Origin of the sequence: Hyphococcus formosus, from assembly GCF_046736345.1 — a bacterium.
GTDB classification, from domain to species: domain Bacteria; phylum Pseudomonadota; class Alphaproteobacteria; order Caulobacterales; family Parvularculaceae; genus Hyphococcus; species Hyphococcus formosus.
In genome coordinates, this window is record NZ_CP157210.1 from 1,864,787 (window position 1) to 1,882,095 (window position 17,309).

Genomic DNA, 17,309 nt, shown 5'->3' on the forward strand with positions numbered 1-17,309 from the left:
CTAAAAACGACCAAACGCCATCGCCGAAAACATCTTAAGGCGTTTGCGGATCGGAAAGGCTTTACCGGCGCGCGCGGCATATAGTTTGGTCAGCGCAAGATGCAACAATGCGGGTGTTACGTCAGCGGAAGCCTTAGCTAAGACTTGCCGGGTATTTTCGGCGATCACCTTGGCTCGATCTGCAACTTGTTCCGCTAGGTTAGGCGCTAGCCCCCGCCCCTCACGAGCCAACGCAAATCCTGATCCAGCCTTTTTGGCGATATCAGCGAGTTCTTGATCTCCGCCCAAAATTTTAACGCCCATAGCATCAATCGCGCCATCAGCTGACATTAACCACTGCTCTAATGCCTCGATATCGGCGAAACCTTCGCCGTATAGCGGATAGGCCGCGGCATCAATCGCGCCATCAATAAGTGCCGCATAGGTTTCCGAAGCGAGTCCGGTTTCCGCTATTTCTTCAACAACAGGATGCGCGCGAACAGGTTTTCCGGATCGAATTTCATCAAACGCCTCGCGCCACCATTGCAGACGAATCTCACCCAATGCAGGCTCACTGACCGCACCCGGGATACGCCTGAGTTCAATCTGAAATGCGTAAAGCGCAAAAAGCGCACGCTGCTTTGCCCCGGACGCATAGCCGCACGCTAACCACCGATCTTCATCTTGCGATTGCACGGTCGTGGAACAATATGTTGCGCTATCTGTTCGTTGCTCTGACATGACGGTTTTTTGCCGCATTTGTGCGACGCGCCTCTTTTTCACTTCGACTTCACGCGTTAAGAGCCGAAGTCATAATATGTAACCCTGAGAAAGGCGAATTTCATGGCGATTTCACTTCCTGATCTTCCATACAGCAATGGCGCACTTGCGCCACATATCTCTGAGCAAACTGTCGATTTCCATTATGGCAAGCACACAGCGGCCTATATCGACAAAATGAATGCAGCAATCGAAGGCACTGACCTCGACAATGCATCGCTCGAAGAAATTGTATTGGCTGCCAAAGAAAAGGGCGATCAGGGCCTATTCAATAATGCTGCCCAGTCCTGGAATCATATTTTCTACTGGAATTGCATGGCACCAAATGCTGGCGGCAAGCCTGAAGGCGACCTTGCCAAAGCAATCGACGAAGCTTTCGGTGACTTCGACGGCTTCAAGAAAGCATTCTCTGATGCGGGTGCAACGCAGTTTGGCTCAGGTTGGGCATGGCTTGTTTCGAATGGCGGAAAATTAGAAGTCCGCAAAACGCCAAATGCGGAGACACCGCTGACAGAAAATGGTGTTACGCCGCTCTTGACCATGGATGTGTGGGAACACGCTTATTATCTCGACTATCAGAACAAGCGCCCTGACTACATCGCTTCATTCCTCGACAATCTTGTGAATTGGGATTTCGTAGCGGCCAATTTCGCCAAGGCGTAACTTCTGATTTATCCAAATAAAAAGGGCGGCTCAAAGCCGCCCTTTTTTGTTATCTGTTTTGTTCAAAACTAAGCGCCGGTCGGAGCAACTTTTGACCAATCCCGTTTCACGTTGGTCGCCATCAAGAATGGAGACGCAACAAAGACCGATGAATAGGTACCAATTACAACACCCCAGATCATCGCAAGCGTAAAGCTGCGCAACACTTCACCACCAAATACGGCAAGTGAAATAAGCGCGAGCATTGTTGTCAACGACGTCATAACCGTACGTGAGAGCGTTTCGTTGATCGAAAGATCGAGAAGGTCCGATAGCGGCTTTTGTTTAAATTTGCGCAAGTTCTCCCGCACGCGGTCATAGACAACGACGGTGTCGTTCATGGAATAACCAACAATCGTCAGGATCGCCGCGATCGTCGCGAGATTAAAATCGAGCCGCGTGACCGCAAACATCCCGAGCGTGATGATGACATCATGAACCAGCGCCACAATCGCACCGAGTGAGAACTGCCATTCAAACCGTAGCCAGATATAGATCAGCATCATGCCAATCGCGAGCGCGACTGCGAGCGCCCCTTTCTGAACAAGCTCGCCCGAAACGGTAGGTCCTACAATATCGGTTTTCCGGAAATCAACGCCGTCACCAAGCAACTCTGTTAGCGTGTCGCGAACCAGTGCAGCAGCCGCTTCTTGCGCCTGCTCATTCTCAAGAGCCGCATCCTCGCCCTCGTCTTCGGTAGCTGTTTGTTGCTCAATATAGATAACAACAGCGTCGTCGGACCCGGCAAAATCGTTGATTGCCTGAACCTGAACATCACCTAGGCCTAATGAGGTTACCGCGGTTCGAATTTCGCCAATATCCATAGGTTCGTCATCAGCGACTTCGATGGTGACGCCGCCACGGAAATCTACGCCGAAATTTAGGCCAAGCGTAGAAACCGCTATCAGCGAGCCAACGACCAACAGGGCCGAAAACACGAGCGCAATAGACCGTAAGCGAATGAATGAAATATTCGTGCTATCCGGGACAAGTTTTAAAAGCATGATTCCGTTCCCTATAGCTTAATTTCTTGCGGACGCTTAGCGAGCAGGTATCCGCCAGCGAACAATCGCGTTAGCACATAAGCGGTGAACACCGAGGTCACCACACCAACCGCAAGAGTAATCGCAAACCCGCGGACCGGCCCTGCCCCGAGCTGGAACATAATAAGCGCTGCAAGAAATGTGGTGATATTGGCGTCGATGATTGCCGAACGGGCTTTATCATAGCCAACTTCGGCCGCTTTTATCGGAGCTTTACCGGACAACATCTCTTCGCGAATTCGTTCAAAAATCAGAACATTCGCATCAACCGCCATACCGATTGTCAAAACAATACCAGCAATACCCGGAAGGGTGAGCGTAGACCCCATGAGCGATAGCGCCCCCATCAAAAGAATGACATTGGCAATGAGCGCTATATCTGCATACAAACCAAATCGGCCATATGAAATAACCATATAAATGATCACTGCAATAAAGCCGATGATCAGCGCTTTTGCGCCCGCCTCGACCGAATCTTTACCCAACTGCGCACCAACAGACCGGGTTTCGAGCGTGTTCAACTCTGCCGGTAACGCCCCCGAACGAATGAGGAGTGATGTTTCCGCCGCTTCGATTGCGCTGAAATTACCGGTAATGCGGCCTGAACCTTGGGTGATCGGCGTTTGAATATTTGGCGCTGAAATGATCTCATTATCGAGAACAATCGCGAAAATCGAACCAACATTATTCTTGGTATAATCCGCGAACCGGCGGGCACCGCGCTGGTCGAATGAGAAATTGATCTGGAAGCCGCCGCCATCCGAGTTAGGGCTGGCAGAAGCGGTCTGAACCATATCGCCGGTGACCTCTGCATCCTCGTAAAGAACCAGTCCTGGACGCCCGGATCCTTCGAGCGATGCAAATGGCACATACATACGGCCCGGGGGCAATAATCCAGCCATTGCATCTGTAAGAGACACGGTCGGATCATGCCGATGAAAGCTTAGCTGGCCGGTACGGTTTATGAGCGCTTTCAGGGCTTCGGGATCATTATCGCCCGGTACCTGTACGACGATACGGTCAGCGCCCTGCGGTGCGATCAAAACCTCTTTGTTACCGGCCGGGTCGATCCGGCGGCGCACGACCTCAATCGAGTCGCGAACCGCTTCGTCCGCATAAAACCGTTTTGCTTCCGGCGTCATTGCGACCTGAATGGTTCCGTTTTCGATATTCACTGTATAGGCGCGAAGACCAAGCCCCAGAGCGCCGCCAACGCCGCCTTTGGTGATATCGCGAACACGGTCCTCGGCTTCGTCAAGCATCGCGCTATCGGCAATACGCAAAATAATCGTGTCGGATTGTTCGTTATAAGTCAGACTTTCAATCGAAACGCGCTCTCGGCCCGCAGCACGATTTGGGCGCATTTCGCGGCGGATGTCCCCCATCATGCCTTTCATTCTGTCGTCTACGACTTTGCCGGTCTCAACCCGAAGCAACAAATGAGACCCGCCTTGAAGATCGAGACCCAGATTGATCGTCCCTTTCGGCATAAAGCCGGGAAGCGATTCGCGCGCTTCTTCGGAAAGAAGGTTAGGAATACAAAACAGGACGCCCAAAAGAACGAGCAGCCCTATTCCCGCAGTCTGTAGTTTTGAGAAAGAAAGCATGGATCAGCCCAGATGCAGCGCCTTAATCGCGCTTTGTTTCATTGGAAAGTAGCTTATTTGTCGTTCGCCGCTGGCTGCGTCTTATTACGAACATCTGTGAGGGTCGATTTTACGACCTTAACGGTCACATTATCCGCCAATTCGACCATGACCTCTGAATCATCGAGGACCTTCGTCACTTTGCCGATAATTCCGCCGGCGGTTACGACGACATCACCACGCCGAACATTGGAGACCATCTCCATATGCTTTTTGCGCGCGGTCATTTGTGGGCGAATTAGAAGAAAATAAAAGATCACGAAGATCAGGACGAGTGGTGCCATCTGCATTAACGGGTTAACCGTGGCTGGTTCGGCAGCCTGCGCGTAAGCGGGCGAAAATAGCATGTGTGTTTACTCCCTCGGGAAGTGTTAGCCGGTTGATTTTCTGACCAATTGGGGAAGTTCGAACGGTGCGCCCCTTCTCCAGCCAGATTTAGAACCCCTGAGTCTCGCGGGTATATAGCGATCCACAGGTCAGTTGCAATCCGCAGCAACCGTCCTGGCCTCAGATTTGCCAACGATTTTCCTCAATAATTGCAACCATATGGTATGGTTTTCGCGATACGGGAAATCCACTGCGTGGTTTTACGCGATGAGTTTGGGGGATAAATTTAGTTAAATGCCAGCAAAAACACTACTTATTGGCTTGGATGGAGCAGATCACAACCTCATAGACCGCATGATTGATGCCAGTGAATTACCCAATTTCGCGGCATTGAGGGCCCGCTTGGTCGCGCAAGAGGTCGAAAACGATCCGGGCCAAGGCAATGGGCAGTTTTGGACATCAGTCGCCATTGGCGGGAATCCGGCCCATCACGGGCGTTATTTCTATATCCAGTTCAACCCAAGGACCTATGATATCCAGATGTGTGAGGACCTGGACCTCCCGGACCTCAAACCCTTTTGGAAAACGCTAGACGAGGAAGGATATCGGGCCTCAATCGTTGATTGGTACAAGATGCCCGTCACGCCGCTCGAAAATGGCGTTGTCATGCATCGCTGGTTTGCCCATGAGCCGCTTACCGCCAGCGTTTTTCACCCCCCGGAAATGGCGTCTGTTGCCGCTCAATATGTCGAAGCGGACCCCATCGCCGAAGGGTTCGCCAGCCAGCCGCGCGACACAGCGGAGAAGCTACAGGATTTCCTCGATCGGCTGTTGCAGCGGGTCGACATCAAACAGCAGTTCTATGCGGACCAATTGCGGCAGAAAGATTGGGACATATATATCGCGTGCTTCGGAGAGGCGCATAATGCTGGCCATTATTTCATTCAATTGGAAGATGAAGGGCACGCACTTCACGATCCGGAAATTGCAAGCCATGTAAAAGCTCCCTTGCGTCAAACCTATCGCAAACTTGATAATGCGATTGGCGAATTGATCGACGCTGCCGGGGATGACGCGCAAATCTTCGTTCTAGGTGGTCCGGGGATGGGCCGTTTCGTGAGCGCGAATGGCGCGCTTGAAGAAATTTGCCGCCGGGTGGATCTCGGCTACGAAGCCCCCCTTTCCACCGCGGAAACCGCAAAAAAGACTTATCATTCATTAGTGCCGGAAACACTTCGCCGCCGTCTTGGACCTCTCGCACGCGCAGTGAAGCGGCAGATTGCAGGTAGCGATTTCAAGAAACGCCGTTTTTTCTTTGTCCCTCACAATGACAATTCTGGCGGTGTACGGATAAACTTAAAGGGCCGTGAACGCTTTGGCATTATTCAGCGCGGGCCGGAATATGACGCACTGATCGAAGAAATAACAGCAGGCGTTTCATCATTTATCAATCCGGAAACCGGACGCTCAATCGTCAAGAGTGTGGTTAACGTGGACAAGGAATTTGACGGGCCACATCGCGATTGGTTACCGGACCTGTTCATAGAATGGGACAAAACAAATACTGCCGCCAATTTCAGCACATTAATCTCAGAAAAATTCGGCGAGGTGTCTCAACCGCCCCATTCTCGCACCGGAGACCATGAAAAATTTGGATTTTTCTGGGCTCCGGCAGCATACGCAACCGAAACCCCACAACGGCCAGCCGATATAACGCCGGTGCTCATGAAAGCGGTGAGACAGACCGCCACCCATAGCACGGGCGCGGACTTGACCGGCGAAGAGCAAGTGTTGGTAAGCTAATTGCTTTAAAAAAATGAAATATAACTTTCATGGGTTGTTGTAAGAGGGCAGAATGCCGGCGCGGAACTTATTCATCGGATTTGACGGCTCAAATCCAGACCTGATCGACCATATGATCGAAGAAGGCGAACTCCCGAATTTTAAACGAGTTCGAGACGCATCAAAGATTTATCCAATCGAAAACGATCCTGGCATGGGGGCCGGGCAGTTTTGGTCTAGCGCCTCTATTGGGGCCGACCCATCTTATCATGGCCGTTATTTCTATATCCAATTCAATCCGTACACATACGATATCGCGCCAAATCACGAAACAAAACTTCCGGACACGACGCCATTCTGGAATGAACTGGATGCAGAGGGTTTTAAAATAGCCGTCATCGACTGGCACCGCATGAATCCCAAACCATTGAAAAATGGTATCCTTGTCGATAATTGGATTGGGCATGACCCCTTAACACCTCCAAAATTCTTTCCCCCGTCACTTGCAGAAACAGCTGCACAATATTTTACGCAAGACGCAATTAGCGGCGGCTTTGAGTCGCGCAAGCGCGAGACGGTTGAAGACTTGCAGGAATATCTCGATTGCGCTTTCAACCGCATACGTACCAAATCGAAATTTTGCACTGAGCAAATAAAATCCGGCGATTGGGATTTATTCGTCGCTTGTTTTTCAGACACTCACGATGTCGGCCACCAATTCCAATTTCTTGAGGACCGCGACCACGAATTATACAATGCTGAAACTGCCCGACATCTAGGAAACCCCTTGCGCCAGACCTATCGCGAACAAGACCAAGCGATAGAACGAATCATCAATGGCGCGGGCCCAGATGCCCGAATTTTCATGTTTGGGGGCCCCGGCATGGAAACTTTAATTAGCGCCAATAGTGCCTTGGAAGAAATGTTGCGCCGTATTGACCTAGGGGTCGGCGCGCCAGTTTCAGCAGCAGAAGCCGCACGGAACAGTTACCGCAGCTTCTTTCCCCTGAGCCTCCGTCGACGCATCGCTCCGCTTGCGCGCGCAATCCGCCGAAATGTTGCGAATTCTGAATATCAGCGCCGCCGTTTTTTCAGCGTCCCGCATAATGACAATGCTGGCGCAATACGGATTAATGTTAAGGGGCGCGAAAAGTTTGGAACTGTCGAAAAAGGCGCGCAATATGATGAGGTTATTGAGGAAGTCACAAGCGCCTTGGCGACATTTCGAAATCTCGCCACGGGGCGACCAATCGTGAAGGAGGTCATCCCCGTCCAAAAACTTTTTGATGGTCCGTATTGCGATATTCTCCCCGATTTATTTGTGGTTTGGGACCGCACTGATACGAAACGAGATTTTCGAAAAATCGCATCCGATCAATTCGGGGAAATAGATGTAAAACCGGCAATTCGAAACGGCGATCATAATCCATACGGTTTTTTCTGGATGCCCTCGGAAGGAGGCGACCAGATCATCAAAAGGCCGGGTGACATTGCGAATGCAGTAACAAATATGGTTCGCAGTCCGGGTAAAGTGGAATATAAATCGAGCTCCATCAGTCATCACGTTTGATTTTCGCTTGATCAATCAAGGTCTACACCCGGGCAATCATAATGTTAAATCTCATACGCGCGGTTATGTTCCGCATGTTTTACTGGGTGACTTCCGTTTTTTATGTGCTCGGCGCGATACCACTTTTGATCCTTCCCGGACGCGGGCCCATCATGACGTGGATCCAGACCTACACCCGAACGATGTGGTTTTTGATGCATCGGGTCGGCGGCGTTGAGGTTGCCGTCAAAGGAAAGGAAAAGTTACCTAACGGACCAGCGATTATCGCCGCCAAACACCAAAGCTGGGGTGATGGTTTTATAATGTTCTCTGCGGTTGATGACCTGGCCTTTGTCACCGGGGATCATCTCGAAAAATTCCCGTTTCTCGGTGGGTTGCTGCGGAAAATGGGGGCAATCGTCGTCGATAATTGCGGCGGTGCCTATGCGCGCGCGCGTCTGGTCGATGACGAACTCAAGAAAGCGCAATCGGAAAACCGGCGCATCCTGATATACCCAGAAGGGCATTTGGCACCCATAGGCCAGCAATATCGATATAAAAGAGGGGTTTTCCACATGTATAGCGCCTATGGCTGCCCCGTTGTTCCAGTAGCTACGAATCTGGGATTGCGCTGGCCACAGCAGCATTGGCGGCTGCGGCCCGGGAAAGCGGTTGTAGAATTCCTCGATCCGATCGAACCGGGGCTGGATAAGGAAAGTTTCATGTCGCGCCTTGAGAAGACAATAGAAGCGCGCTCTATTGCCTTACTGGGCGACGAACGGCCAGAGGGTGTAGAGATCGGCACCACGCTCCCCGATCCGCGGAACTAAACTTTTTGAACCAAAATACGAAAATAAAATCCCGCGGGAATGCGCCTTTATTCTTTCAGCGTCGCTTCTTGCCAATGTGGACCGCTCTTTCATTCGGTACATTCGCGGACAACACCCTTAGGCAAGCATTGCTCATTGGTATTCCTGCCGGTGTTATCGCAGTTCCGTTCTTCTCGGATTCCGACAATGCAATTCCGTTTATCGGTGCGTTGTTGCCGATGGCAATTTTGATCTTTTCATCCGTGTCGGGACAGCTTGCCGATAAATTTGAAACATCTCTGATGTTTCGGCGCACAAAATTTGTTGAGCTACTATTAATGAGCGCCGCAGCGATTGCTTTCGCTAGTGGTATCGGTTGGCTGGCAATCGCGATGTTATTTGCGATGGGGGCGCAATCGGCGTTTTTCTCGCCTGTCCGTGTATCCGCCATGCCTAAATATTTAGCACCAGATGAGTTGGTGCGTGGTAACGGCATGTGTAATGCCGGCTTATTCAGTTTCATTCTCGTCGGTTATATGGTTGGCGGCTCATTGATTGTGATGGAGAATGGCGGCGCAATGGTTGGGGTCGCTCTGGTGAGCGCATCAAGCATTGGTTTCTTTGCCGCGACCCGTACGCCTTGGGCGGCAGCAAATGCGCCAGATCTAAAAATCAGCTTTAATGGAATCACGCAAACGATATCCATGTTCCAGCATGTATTCGGCTCGCCCGGTGTTACGCCGCCATTGCTGGGCAGCGCGATTTTCTATTTTCTTTCAACGGCGATAACGGTCGTCATTCCCCTATATGGGCGCGATGCGTTATTCTCGACGCCGCTTGTATGGGCCGCGCTGAACGGCCTTTTTGCTATAGGTGCCGGCCTTGGCGCTGTCGGCGCGGCTTCAATGGCAAAAAACCGGTCTGGGCTTGGTGCATCATCATTCGCCATTGGGGCTGGCGGCATCATGAGCTTCGTCATTTACGCTCTAACCCCGCTCGCTGCAGGAACGCCGGATGCCCCTATTGGCCTTAAAGAACTGTTCACGCAGCCAATGGGTATATTGCTGACAGTTTCTCTTATCCTCACAGCCGCATTGTCGGGAATTTATATCGCGCCCCTGCAGGCGGCGACCCAACGGCGCGCACCCAGCACGGTTCGTGCGCGGATCATGGCGGCGGGCGCGTTCTCAAACGCCACCTTTGCGATTCCGGGATCGCTCTCGGTATTGCTGGTTACCAGCTTCGGTGTAAACCCGCGTTTCGCCTTTATCGCACTAGGCTCGATCATGATGTTGATTTGCGCCGTTATGATATATCGCAAAAATAAAAACCCCGAGGGCCTATACGATGAGGTTCTGCACGCAGCGAGAAAAAATCGTTAATAACATCATGCGGATTTTGCTTCTTTCCTATCCCTGAGCATGATACTTAATCTGCGTTAACCTTTCCGCTATGTGTGTTCTTTTGCGGAATACGCAAAACAAGTCGCATAATTTTCGATCTGGTTAACTGTGCGGCAAGGACAAAGCGGTATTTTCCACAGCCTATGGAATTAACGATTGCCATCATAGCGACCTGTTTGGTGTTTGGTTTTGTGGCGGCGCTGGCATCTTTCCGGCCGAACCTGATACCAGAAATAGGGGCGAGTCTTCGCAAAACCGAAACGGTTAAGAAGTTCTCGCCGCGCAACACCCTATTCATTATCGGCTCAACGGCAAATCACCCCGCCTGCCGAATGCAGCGGCGTTTGTTGAAACCGGCGATCGCGGCCTTAATCCGCGAGGAAGTATCGGTCATGGAAATCTATGGCGAAGATACGCCAAGACAAAACGGCGAACCGATTGATTGGCTCGATCCGGCATTATTACGCCACGCACTGAATGCTGAAGGCGGCTTCTTTGTAATCTATGTCGATGCCGAAGGGAAAACCCGTTTTCGCAGCGAGGCCCCGATGGTGACGTCCGATATTCTCCGGCGCGCACAATTGGATATTGCCCAACCCGCTCAGAATGGTCGGCGCAAAAACGCAATTTTGAAAAAGCTGCGCGCGGCGTAATTTACGAAAATTCGACACGCGAAGATGGCCGCCCAATCGAATGATAATTGATCCCCGCCTCAGCCATCTCGTCAGGGCTATAAATATTTCGCAAATCGACCATGAGCGGCGACTTCATCAATGATTTTACGCGCTCAATATCAAGTGCACGGAATTCGTCCCACTCGGTGATGATTACGACCGCGTCAGCGTCTTTGAGGGTGTCATAGGGCCCGTCCACATATTCAATGTCACTCAACAAGCCTTGCGCCTCATGCATCCCGGCAGGGTCGAATGCGCGAACCTTAGCACCAGATTTTTGCAATACCGGGACAATATCCAGCGATGGCGCATCGCGCATATCATCGGTATTCGGCTTAAACGTAAGCCCCAATACGGCTACGGTTTTACCTTCTAACGACCCGCCACAAGCTTCGATAACGCGGTCCGCCATCTTCTTCTTACGTGCGTCGTTTATAGCTACCACGGCCTCAACAATTTGCGTTGGCGCATTATTGACCTGCGCGGTTCGCACCAATGCCAATGTATCTTTCGGGAAACAAGAGCCGCCATATCCCGGCCCCGCATGGAGAAACTTGCCGCCAATCCGTCCGTCCAAGCCTATCCCGCGCGCGACTTCCTGAACATTGGCACCGACTTTTTCGCAAAGGTCAGCCATTTCATTGATGAATGTAATCTTGGTCGCCAAAAATGCGTTTGCTGCATATTTGATCAATTCTGATGTCGCTCGATTGGTGAATAGGATCGGCGTTTCATTCAGATAGAGCGGCCGATACAATTCGCGCATCACTTTTTTAGCGCGATCATCCTCCGCCCCGACAACAACTCGATCTGGACGTTTGAAATCCATGATCGCCGCGCCCTCGCGTAGAAATTCTGGATTGGAGACCACAGAAAAGTCTGCATCCGGACGAACACGCTTGATGATCGATTCGACCTCGGTCCCCGTCCCTACGGGAACAGTCGATTTCGTGACGACGACCGTATAGCCATCCATTACTTCGGCAATTTCTTCGGCGGCCTTATAGACATAAGACAGATCTGCAAATCCATCACCGCGGCGGGAGGGCGTACCGACCGCAATAAAGACGGCATCCGCATTCGGCGTGGAGGCGGCAAGATCAAGACTGAAGGAAAGTCGTCCGGCTTTCACGTTTTCGGCGACGAGCGCTTCGAGGCCAGGCTCATAAATCGGAATTTCGCCCGCGCGGAGCTTTTCGATCTTTGCGCGATCTTTATCGACGCATACAACCTCATGGCCAAAATCGGCGAAACAAGCGCCGGAAACAAGCCCCACATATCCGGTACCGATCATGGTGACGCGCATATCGAATTCCTACTCGCTGATGGCCCAAAAGGCAGCCGCTTCATGGATAAGGCAAACGACAGCCCTCACCCTTGTTGCCTGCCTCTTAAACGGCGTTTGTCGGAAAAACTACCGCCTTGATGGTTAGAATCAAGATTTTTGCGTCAAACCAAAGTGACCAGTTGTCAATGTAAGCGAGATCGTAGCGTACGCGGTCCGCCATTTGCTCATTTTCGGAGGTCTCACCTCGGAATCCATTGACCTGCGCCCATCCGGTAATTCCGGGTTTCACCTTGTGGCGGCCTGAATAATTCTCGATCGCCTGAGCATATTGGTGATTGTGCGCCAATGCGTGCGGGCGGGGCCCAACTAATGACATCTCCCCCCGGATGACATTGAAAATCTGGGGTAATTCATCAAGGCTATATCGGCGCAGAAATCCGCCCAAGGGCGTAATGCGAGAATCGCCTACTTTGGCCTGGGTTACCGTTTCGCCGTCCTCAGCAACAGTCATTGTGCGGAACTTATAGACCTTGAATACAGCATTGTTAAATCCATGCCGCTTTTGAGCAAATAAAATGGGCCCCTTCCCCTGGACTTTGATCGCAATTGCAATCACCAACATGATCGGCGCAAGGAGAATGAGCGCGATCAATCCAAACACATAGTCTTCAACGGTCTTGAGAATGCCGCCCCAGCCATCCAGCGGACGACGATAGAGCGATAAGACACGCACACCGCCCACTTCGCTGACCGCACCGCCCAGATGGTCAAGCCAATGTATATTCGGGCAAATTGCAATGGATACCGGCAAAATTGAAAGCCGACGGATCAGTCTGCCCATATCCTCAGGAGCGGCACGCGGCACAGCGATAACAATATCGTCGATTTCTCCATTACGTGCGGCGACCGCCAAATCGTCGAGGTCACCTTTAATGCTGGAGCGATTTGTATCGCCGGAATCACTGAGCCCGGAATCATAGATGCCAACTATTGAAATTCCGGTCGGCGAAGTAACTGCCTGATCGGCGAATTTTTTGCCTAGCGATGTCGCACCAACAATCGCAATCCGGCGCGCAAACACGCCGCCATCGCGACTTAATCGACGAACACAAACCCCGGCGACAAGGCGAATGGAAATAACACTGGTCAACGCCGTGACCGACCAAGCCGCGAGCCAAACCCGAGAAAAATTATCAGAAATCTTTAATGCGAAGCCGAAAGCCAGCAGCCCCAAAAGCGTCAGCGCCCAACGCGAAACAACCGCCCTTACCGCAAATTCCGATGTCGCGATCACGTCATATTCGTAATAGCCATCGCGCCGCATGAGCGCCGTAACCGCCGTCGCGCCCATTATTCCGGCAGCAGCATATTGCTGAAAGTCAAACTCCGTTCCAAGCGTGAAACGGTGATATATAAATGCAACAAGTACAGAGGTGAAAATCACGACAATAAAGTCGATGAATTGCAGAACATCACCGATCAGTGCCCGCGCAATGGGGCTACGCCGATTTACACCATCCGTAGAAAAACTGTCCAATTTTGTATTGATACCCGGCTCCGCCATAATGGCGCTTATCCTTCACTCTCGCGTCCCGGGCAATACTATAATTTGCGAACTTTCACGCTAAGTGAAAATATTGAAATAACCCGGCCCAAACCTTGAATATATTTACATAAGGAATAGGGCTAATTTACGTCAAAAGGGTTACTTGTACCATGTCGAAACAATTTACCACGTTTCACGTGAGTTGGCGGGACGCGAAAATCCGCCCTCTGGGCCTTTTTGCCGACGAGCGGGACTATGGACGCGCAGCCGCTGCGGCCCTTCAGGTCAGGCTAAATCAGCTCGCAGATGACGGTTGGATCATTCAGGAAATAATACCCATTGTGGGCATAACGCCTAAACAATCCGCAGCTTTCACAATCATCGCTTTCCGTTAACATCTCAGAAACAATTTCGTCACGCCGCGGCAAAAAAATTATTGCCTTTCCGAGCCGGTCAATTCATGGCTGTGGGATGAGCAAAATCTATTACGCCGAAAACCCGACCGCAGCCGATAGCCTGAGCGCTGTTTTAATCGATCTTGCCCTCAAAGCTGGCAGTGCGGCGATGGAAATTTACCATCAGGAATTTACCTCGGACACCAAGGCCGACGCCTCTCCAGTAACTGAGGCCGACCGGCTGGGTGAAGAAATTATCCTAGCAGGCCTGAAAAACAACGCGCCTAATATTCCTATTTTGGCCGAAGAAAGCGCCGCAGACGGGAACATCCCCGATGATTTGGGCACCCAATTCTTTCTGGTTGATCCGCTCGACGGAACCCGGGAATTTGTGAACAAAACCGGCGAATTCACCGTCAATATTGCGCTCATAGAACATGGGAAACCGGTTTTGGGCGTCGTCTACGCACCAGCGATCAATACGCTATTCATGGGAACTCCTGCGGGTGCCTGGAAAGCGGCAACTAATCAAGACGGGAATTTAGGGGATCGCACTGATATCACGGCTCGCGAGGTCGATAATGCCGGATTGGTGGCGGTCGCCAGCCGTTCGCACCGGTCCCCTGAAACCGACGAATATTTGAGCAATCTCAACGTAAGCGATTTCACTGCGGCAGGGTCTTCATTGAAATTTTGCCTGCTAGCGGAAGGTAAGGCCGATATTTATCCACGCTTTGGCCGTACGATGGAGTGGGATACCGCGGCGGGCCAAGCGGTTCTGGAGGCCGCCGGCGGCAGTGTGATTTGCCACCCGGAGGACAACGCACTGCGTTACGGCAAAAAGGCACGCGGCTACGATAACCCACATTTCATCGCTTGGGGAAAGCGCTAACGGTACATTCCCGCATCGGATATTTTAAAGAGCTTTGCGGGAACCACAGCGTCTCGGCGAACCCAGATTTCCCAAAGCGCCGTACGCTCTATCATTTTAAACTGTGTATATAAGAGCACTTCCGCTTTTCCCTTCGCGGCCGCCGTTTTCGGATCCATATCCAGCCGTGGCACAAAGACGACATTCGCAGCGTTAGCTGCGGCTGTCCCATCCGCACGGCAATTGCGACTTTCCGCGAGTACGCAAGCGGTATCCGCGCCCGTAAGAAATGCAATATCAACGCCAGCGGCCGTTAATTGACGCGCTCGGCTCGCCGCTTCCAATAGCATTGCAGACTGATCAACAGGGGTTAGCGCAAAAAACTCCCGCGCTTCTGGTGTAGAGAAACGCCCCTCTTCTACCCATTTTGCGATTGTCGGGCCGCCCGGCTGAACGAGTGCCAGTTCTGCGCGGATATTCTCCGGCGCTTTCGCAGTTACTTGGTGCTGCAGCGAAAACTGCCCTATCGAATGAATGATAATCGAAAATGTCCAGAACAATGCAAGCGCCGCAGAAATCAATGCCACGGACACGCTTGCCCGGTCATGCGCTTTGAACAGACCATCGTAAAATGGCGATGCCACCGAAAAACATGCCAGACCCGCTGCGAGCCCAAAAACCGGCATTGCGTTCGCGCCGGTTACGCGCGCCGCAAATAATCCCGCAATCAAAATGACAAATGCGGCCATCCAATTCTTTCGGTGAGCATGACCGCCAAAGATGGCGCTGACGAAAATCACCAATATCGCGGCATATGCAGCGCCACCAAGACCTATCCCGCTCTCGCTACCGCCAAACAACATAGGCAAACTGATTGAACTCGAAGCAAGTGCCGCACGCTCTAAATTGATACCGAATGCAATCAGTTCAAAGAATATTGCCAAAATTACAAAAGCTGCGAGCGCAGAGACATAACGCCAAAGGCCATACCGCCCTGTCAGGAACGGACATACTGAAAGCACGGCAAAGCCTACAAGCGCAAATGCCGGATTAACCAACCACAGACCATAAAGACATGAACCACCAATAGCGCCTTCAATACGGGCCCGGGAAAGCGATTCATCCGCGGAGACCGACACAAAGGAAAGTGCCGCCACGAGGAGTAACGCAAGACCGATCTCTTCAATTCCAGCGAAGGGGGAAACTACAAAAGCGGAATAGGCGATTGTTAAAACCGCCGCAAAGATCGCTGGAAAGCGTGAAGAGGAAAGAAATGCGAGGGGATAGAAAATAAGCACTGCGCCGAGCGCTTTAGCGATCAAATGTACTCGTCCAGGCGCATCAACAAAAACATCTGCTCCTATTAGTAGCAGTAAATATAAGGGCGCTTCATGATCGGCCAGCCCCGCTTCGCCGGACATCACCGCCCGAGCCTCCGCTATAGGAGCGATCAAATCGACGGGCGGCATAAGGCTTAGCAATGCTGGCGACAGAACTGCGAGCCCCACAAATAAAAGCGCGCCTGCAATAGCGATCATGAAAACCCAGCCGGGTTCTCGCCATGAATAAAGCTCCATCGCAGCGCGGCGGGCTTTTGGGGCATCCTTACGCCAAGGAAGATCGGTCGTTTCGGCGTTATGATGCGTATTCATTTGGGACAACCTCACCACTTTTTCGTGCCAAATCTGCCTGCGGCATTTGACTTTGATGAGGACATTGCAAACCGAGTGCCGATAGGCCGGTCAGACCATAAATTTCTCCCCGAAACCGGGGTAAAATGCGGTTTTCGTCTTTGCTTGATCCGCAGCGCTGCTATGGTCTCAGGCCATGCGAACCCTATTTCATATGCCCCTCGATCCCGCCTCGCGGATGATCCGGTTAATTCTTGCTGAAAAAGGCTTGCCGATCGAATTAGTCGAAAAACGCCCTTGGGACGACGAAGAGGGATCAATCACTGCGGTAAACCCAGCGGGCACTATACCGGTATTGATCGATGAGCCCCCGACAGGCGGTGAAATCGCAATCTCGCCCGCCAGTACGATTATTGAATATCTTGATGAAGCCTATTCGAACGCCCCTCTTCTTCCTTCAACCTCCGCGGCGCGTGCGGAAGCGCGGCGAATTTCAGCATGGTTTCTCGATAAATTTGATAATGAAGTTTCGGACTTCACCTTAAGAGAACGCGTGCACAAGCGATTGATGCGCCTCGGCCAACCCGACTACGAAAAACTGAAACACGGTGGCGAGGCTCTTGTCTGGCATCTCGACTACGCCGCCTGGCTCCTTGATCAAAGACATTGGCTGGCTTGCGAACGATTGACGATTGCTGATTTTGCCGCCGCTGCACAATTATCGGCGCTTGATTATATCGACCTTGTCCCTTGGGAAAAATTTCCGGCTGTCAAAGACTGGTATGCGCGGCTTAAATCTCGCCCCAGTATGCGGACGATATTGCGTGACCGAATAGAGGGCCTGCCGCCGCCGGCGCATTACGATAATCCCGATTTTTAGGCCA

General features: G+C 51.7%; 16 protein-coding genes. 9 read left to right on the forward strand and 7 right to left on the reverse strand.

Going from position 1 to position 17,309, the window contains the following annotated elements; all coding sequences use genetic code 11:
* Entirely contained in the window at positions 1–738 is a 738-nt protein-coding gene (locus ABFZ83_RS08530; RefSeq protein ID WP_411816123.1) for a squalene/phytoene synthase family protein, read from the reverse strand.
* A gap of 84 nt (positions 739–822) precedes the next feature.
* Between ABFZ83_RS08530 and ABFZ83_RS08535 the strand changes: the two genes are divergently transcribed.
* Positions 823–1,422: a superoxide dismutase gene (locus ABFZ83_RS08535; RefSeq protein WP_411816124.1), complete on the forward strand. Its 600-nt coding sequence runs from the start codon at positions 823–825 to the stop codon at positions 1,420–1,422.
* A gap of 68 nt (positions 1,423–1,490) precedes the next feature.
* On the opposite strand, the gene secF is transcribed toward ABFZ83_RS08535, so the two are convergent.
* The 3 genes from secF to yajC are packed head-to-tail and all read right to left on the reverse strand — an operon-like array spanning position 1,491 to position 4,497.
* Entirely contained in the window at positions 1,491–2,465 is a 975-nt protein-coding gene (gene secF / locus ABFZ83_RS08540) for a protein translocase subunit SecF (RefSeq protein WP_411816125.1), read from the reverse strand.
* 11 nt (positions 2,466–2,476) lie between these two features.
* Positions 2,477–4,111, reverse strand: a complete 1,635-nt coding sequence (secD, locus tag ABFZ83_RS08545) for a protein translocase subunit SecD (RefSeq protein WP_411816126.1) — start codon at positions 4,109–4,111, stop codon at positions 2,477–2,479.
* A 53-nt stretch (positions 4,112–4,164) separates the two neighbouring features.
* Positions 4,165–4,497, reverse strand: coding sequence for a preprotein translocase subunit YajC (yajC, locus tag ABFZ83_RS08550; RefSeq protein ID WP_411816127.1), 333 nt, complete (start codon positions 4,495–4,497; stop codon positions 4,165–4,167).
* A 274-nt stretch (positions 4,498–4,771) separates the two neighbouring features.
* Here yajC and ABFZ83_RS08555 point away from each other — a divergent pair, with 274 nt between their 5' ends.
* The 5 genes from ABFZ83_RS08555 (at position 4,772) to ABFZ83_RS08575 (ending at position 10,673) form a co-directional block, all read left to right on the forward strand.
* Positions 4,772–6,280: an alkaline phosphatase family protein gene (locus tag ABFZ83_RS08555; protein ID WP_411816128.1), complete on the forward strand. Its 1,509-nt coding sequence runs from the start codon at positions 4,772–4,774 to the stop codon at positions 6,278–6,280.
* Positions 6,281–6,332: 52 nt separating this feature from the next.
* A complete protein-coding gene (locus ABFZ83_RS08560; protein WP_411816129.1) occupies positions 6,333–7,829 on the forward strand; it encodes an alkaline phosphatase family protein in 1,497 nt (498 codons plus the stop codon).
* A gap of 41 nt (positions 7,830–7,870) precedes the next feature.
* On the forward strand, positions 7,871–8,638 hold the full coding sequence (locus ABFZ83_RS08565) for a lysophospholipid acyltransferase family protein (RefSeq protein WP_411816130.1): 768 nt from the start codon (positions 7,871–7,873) through the stop codon (positions 8,636–8,638).
* A gap of 5 nt (positions 8,639–8,643) precedes the next feature.
* Positions 8,644–9,999, forward strand: a complete 1,356-nt coding sequence (locus ABFZ83_RS08570) for a hypothetical protein (protein ID WP_411816131.1) — start codon at positions 8,644–8,646, stop codon at positions 9,997–9,999.
* A 164-nt stretch (positions 10,000–10,163) separates the two neighbouring features.
* On the forward strand, positions 10,164–10,673 hold the full coding sequence (locus ABFZ83_RS08575; RefSeq protein ID WP_411816132.1) for a hypothetical protein: 510 nt from the start codon (positions 10,164–10,166) through the stop codon (positions 10,671–10,673).
* A 1-nt stretch (position 10,674) separates the two neighbouring features.
* On the opposite strand, the gene ABFZ83_RS08580 is transcribed toward ABFZ83_RS08575, so the two are convergent.
* On the reverse strand, positions 10,675–12,000 hold the full coding sequence (locus ABFZ83_RS08580) for a UDP-glucose dehydrogenase family protein (protein ID WP_411816133.1): 1,326 nt from the start codon (positions 11,998–12,000) through the stop codon (positions 10,675–10,677).
* Between the two features lie 85 nt (positions 12,001–12,085).
* Positions 12,086–13,546 carry an undecaprenyl-phosphate glucose phosphotransferase gene (locus tag ABFZ83_RS08585; RefSeq protein ID WP_411816134.1) on the reverse strand — a complete coding sequence of 487 codons (1,461 nt, stop codon included), beginning with the start codon at positions 13,544–13,546 and terminating at the stop codon, positions 12,086–12,088.
* Positions 13,547–13,698: 152 nt separating this feature from the next.
* On the opposite strand from ABFZ83_RS08585, the gene ABFZ83_RS08590 reads away from it, so the two are divergent.
* Both ABFZ83_RS08590 and cysQ read left to right on the forward strand, forming a co-directional pair.
* On the forward strand, positions 13,699–13,923 hold the full coding sequence (locus ABFZ83_RS08590) for a hypothetical protein (RefSeq protein ID WP_411816135.1): 225 nt from the start codon (positions 13,699–13,701) through the stop codon (positions 13,921–13,923).
* Between the two features lie 76 nt (positions 13,924–13,999).
* Positions 14,000–14,815: a 3'(2'),5'-bisphosphate nucleotidase CysQ gene (cysQ, locus tag ABFZ83_RS08595; protein ID WP_411816136.1), complete on the forward strand. Its 816-nt coding sequence runs from the start codon at positions 14,000–14,002 to the stop codon at positions 14,813–14,815.
* On the opposite strand, the gene ABFZ83_RS08600 is transcribed toward cysQ, so the two are convergent.
* Entirely contained in the window at positions 14,812–16,446 is a 1,635-nt protein-coding gene (locus ABFZ83_RS08600) for a hypothetical protein (RefSeq protein WP_411816137.1), read from the reverse strand. The genes cysQ and ABFZ83_RS08600 overlap by 4 nt on opposite strands.
* Positions 16,447–16,621: 175 nt before the next feature.
* Here ABFZ83_RS08600 and ABFZ83_RS08605 point away from each other — a divergent pair, with 175 nt between their 5' ends.
* Positions 16,622–17,305, forward strand: coding sequence for a glutathione S-transferase family protein (locus ABFZ83_RS08605; RefSeq protein ID WP_411816138.1), 684 nt, complete (start codon positions 16,622–16,624; stop codon positions 17,303–17,305).
* Positions 17,306–17,309 lie beyond the last annotated feature (4 nt).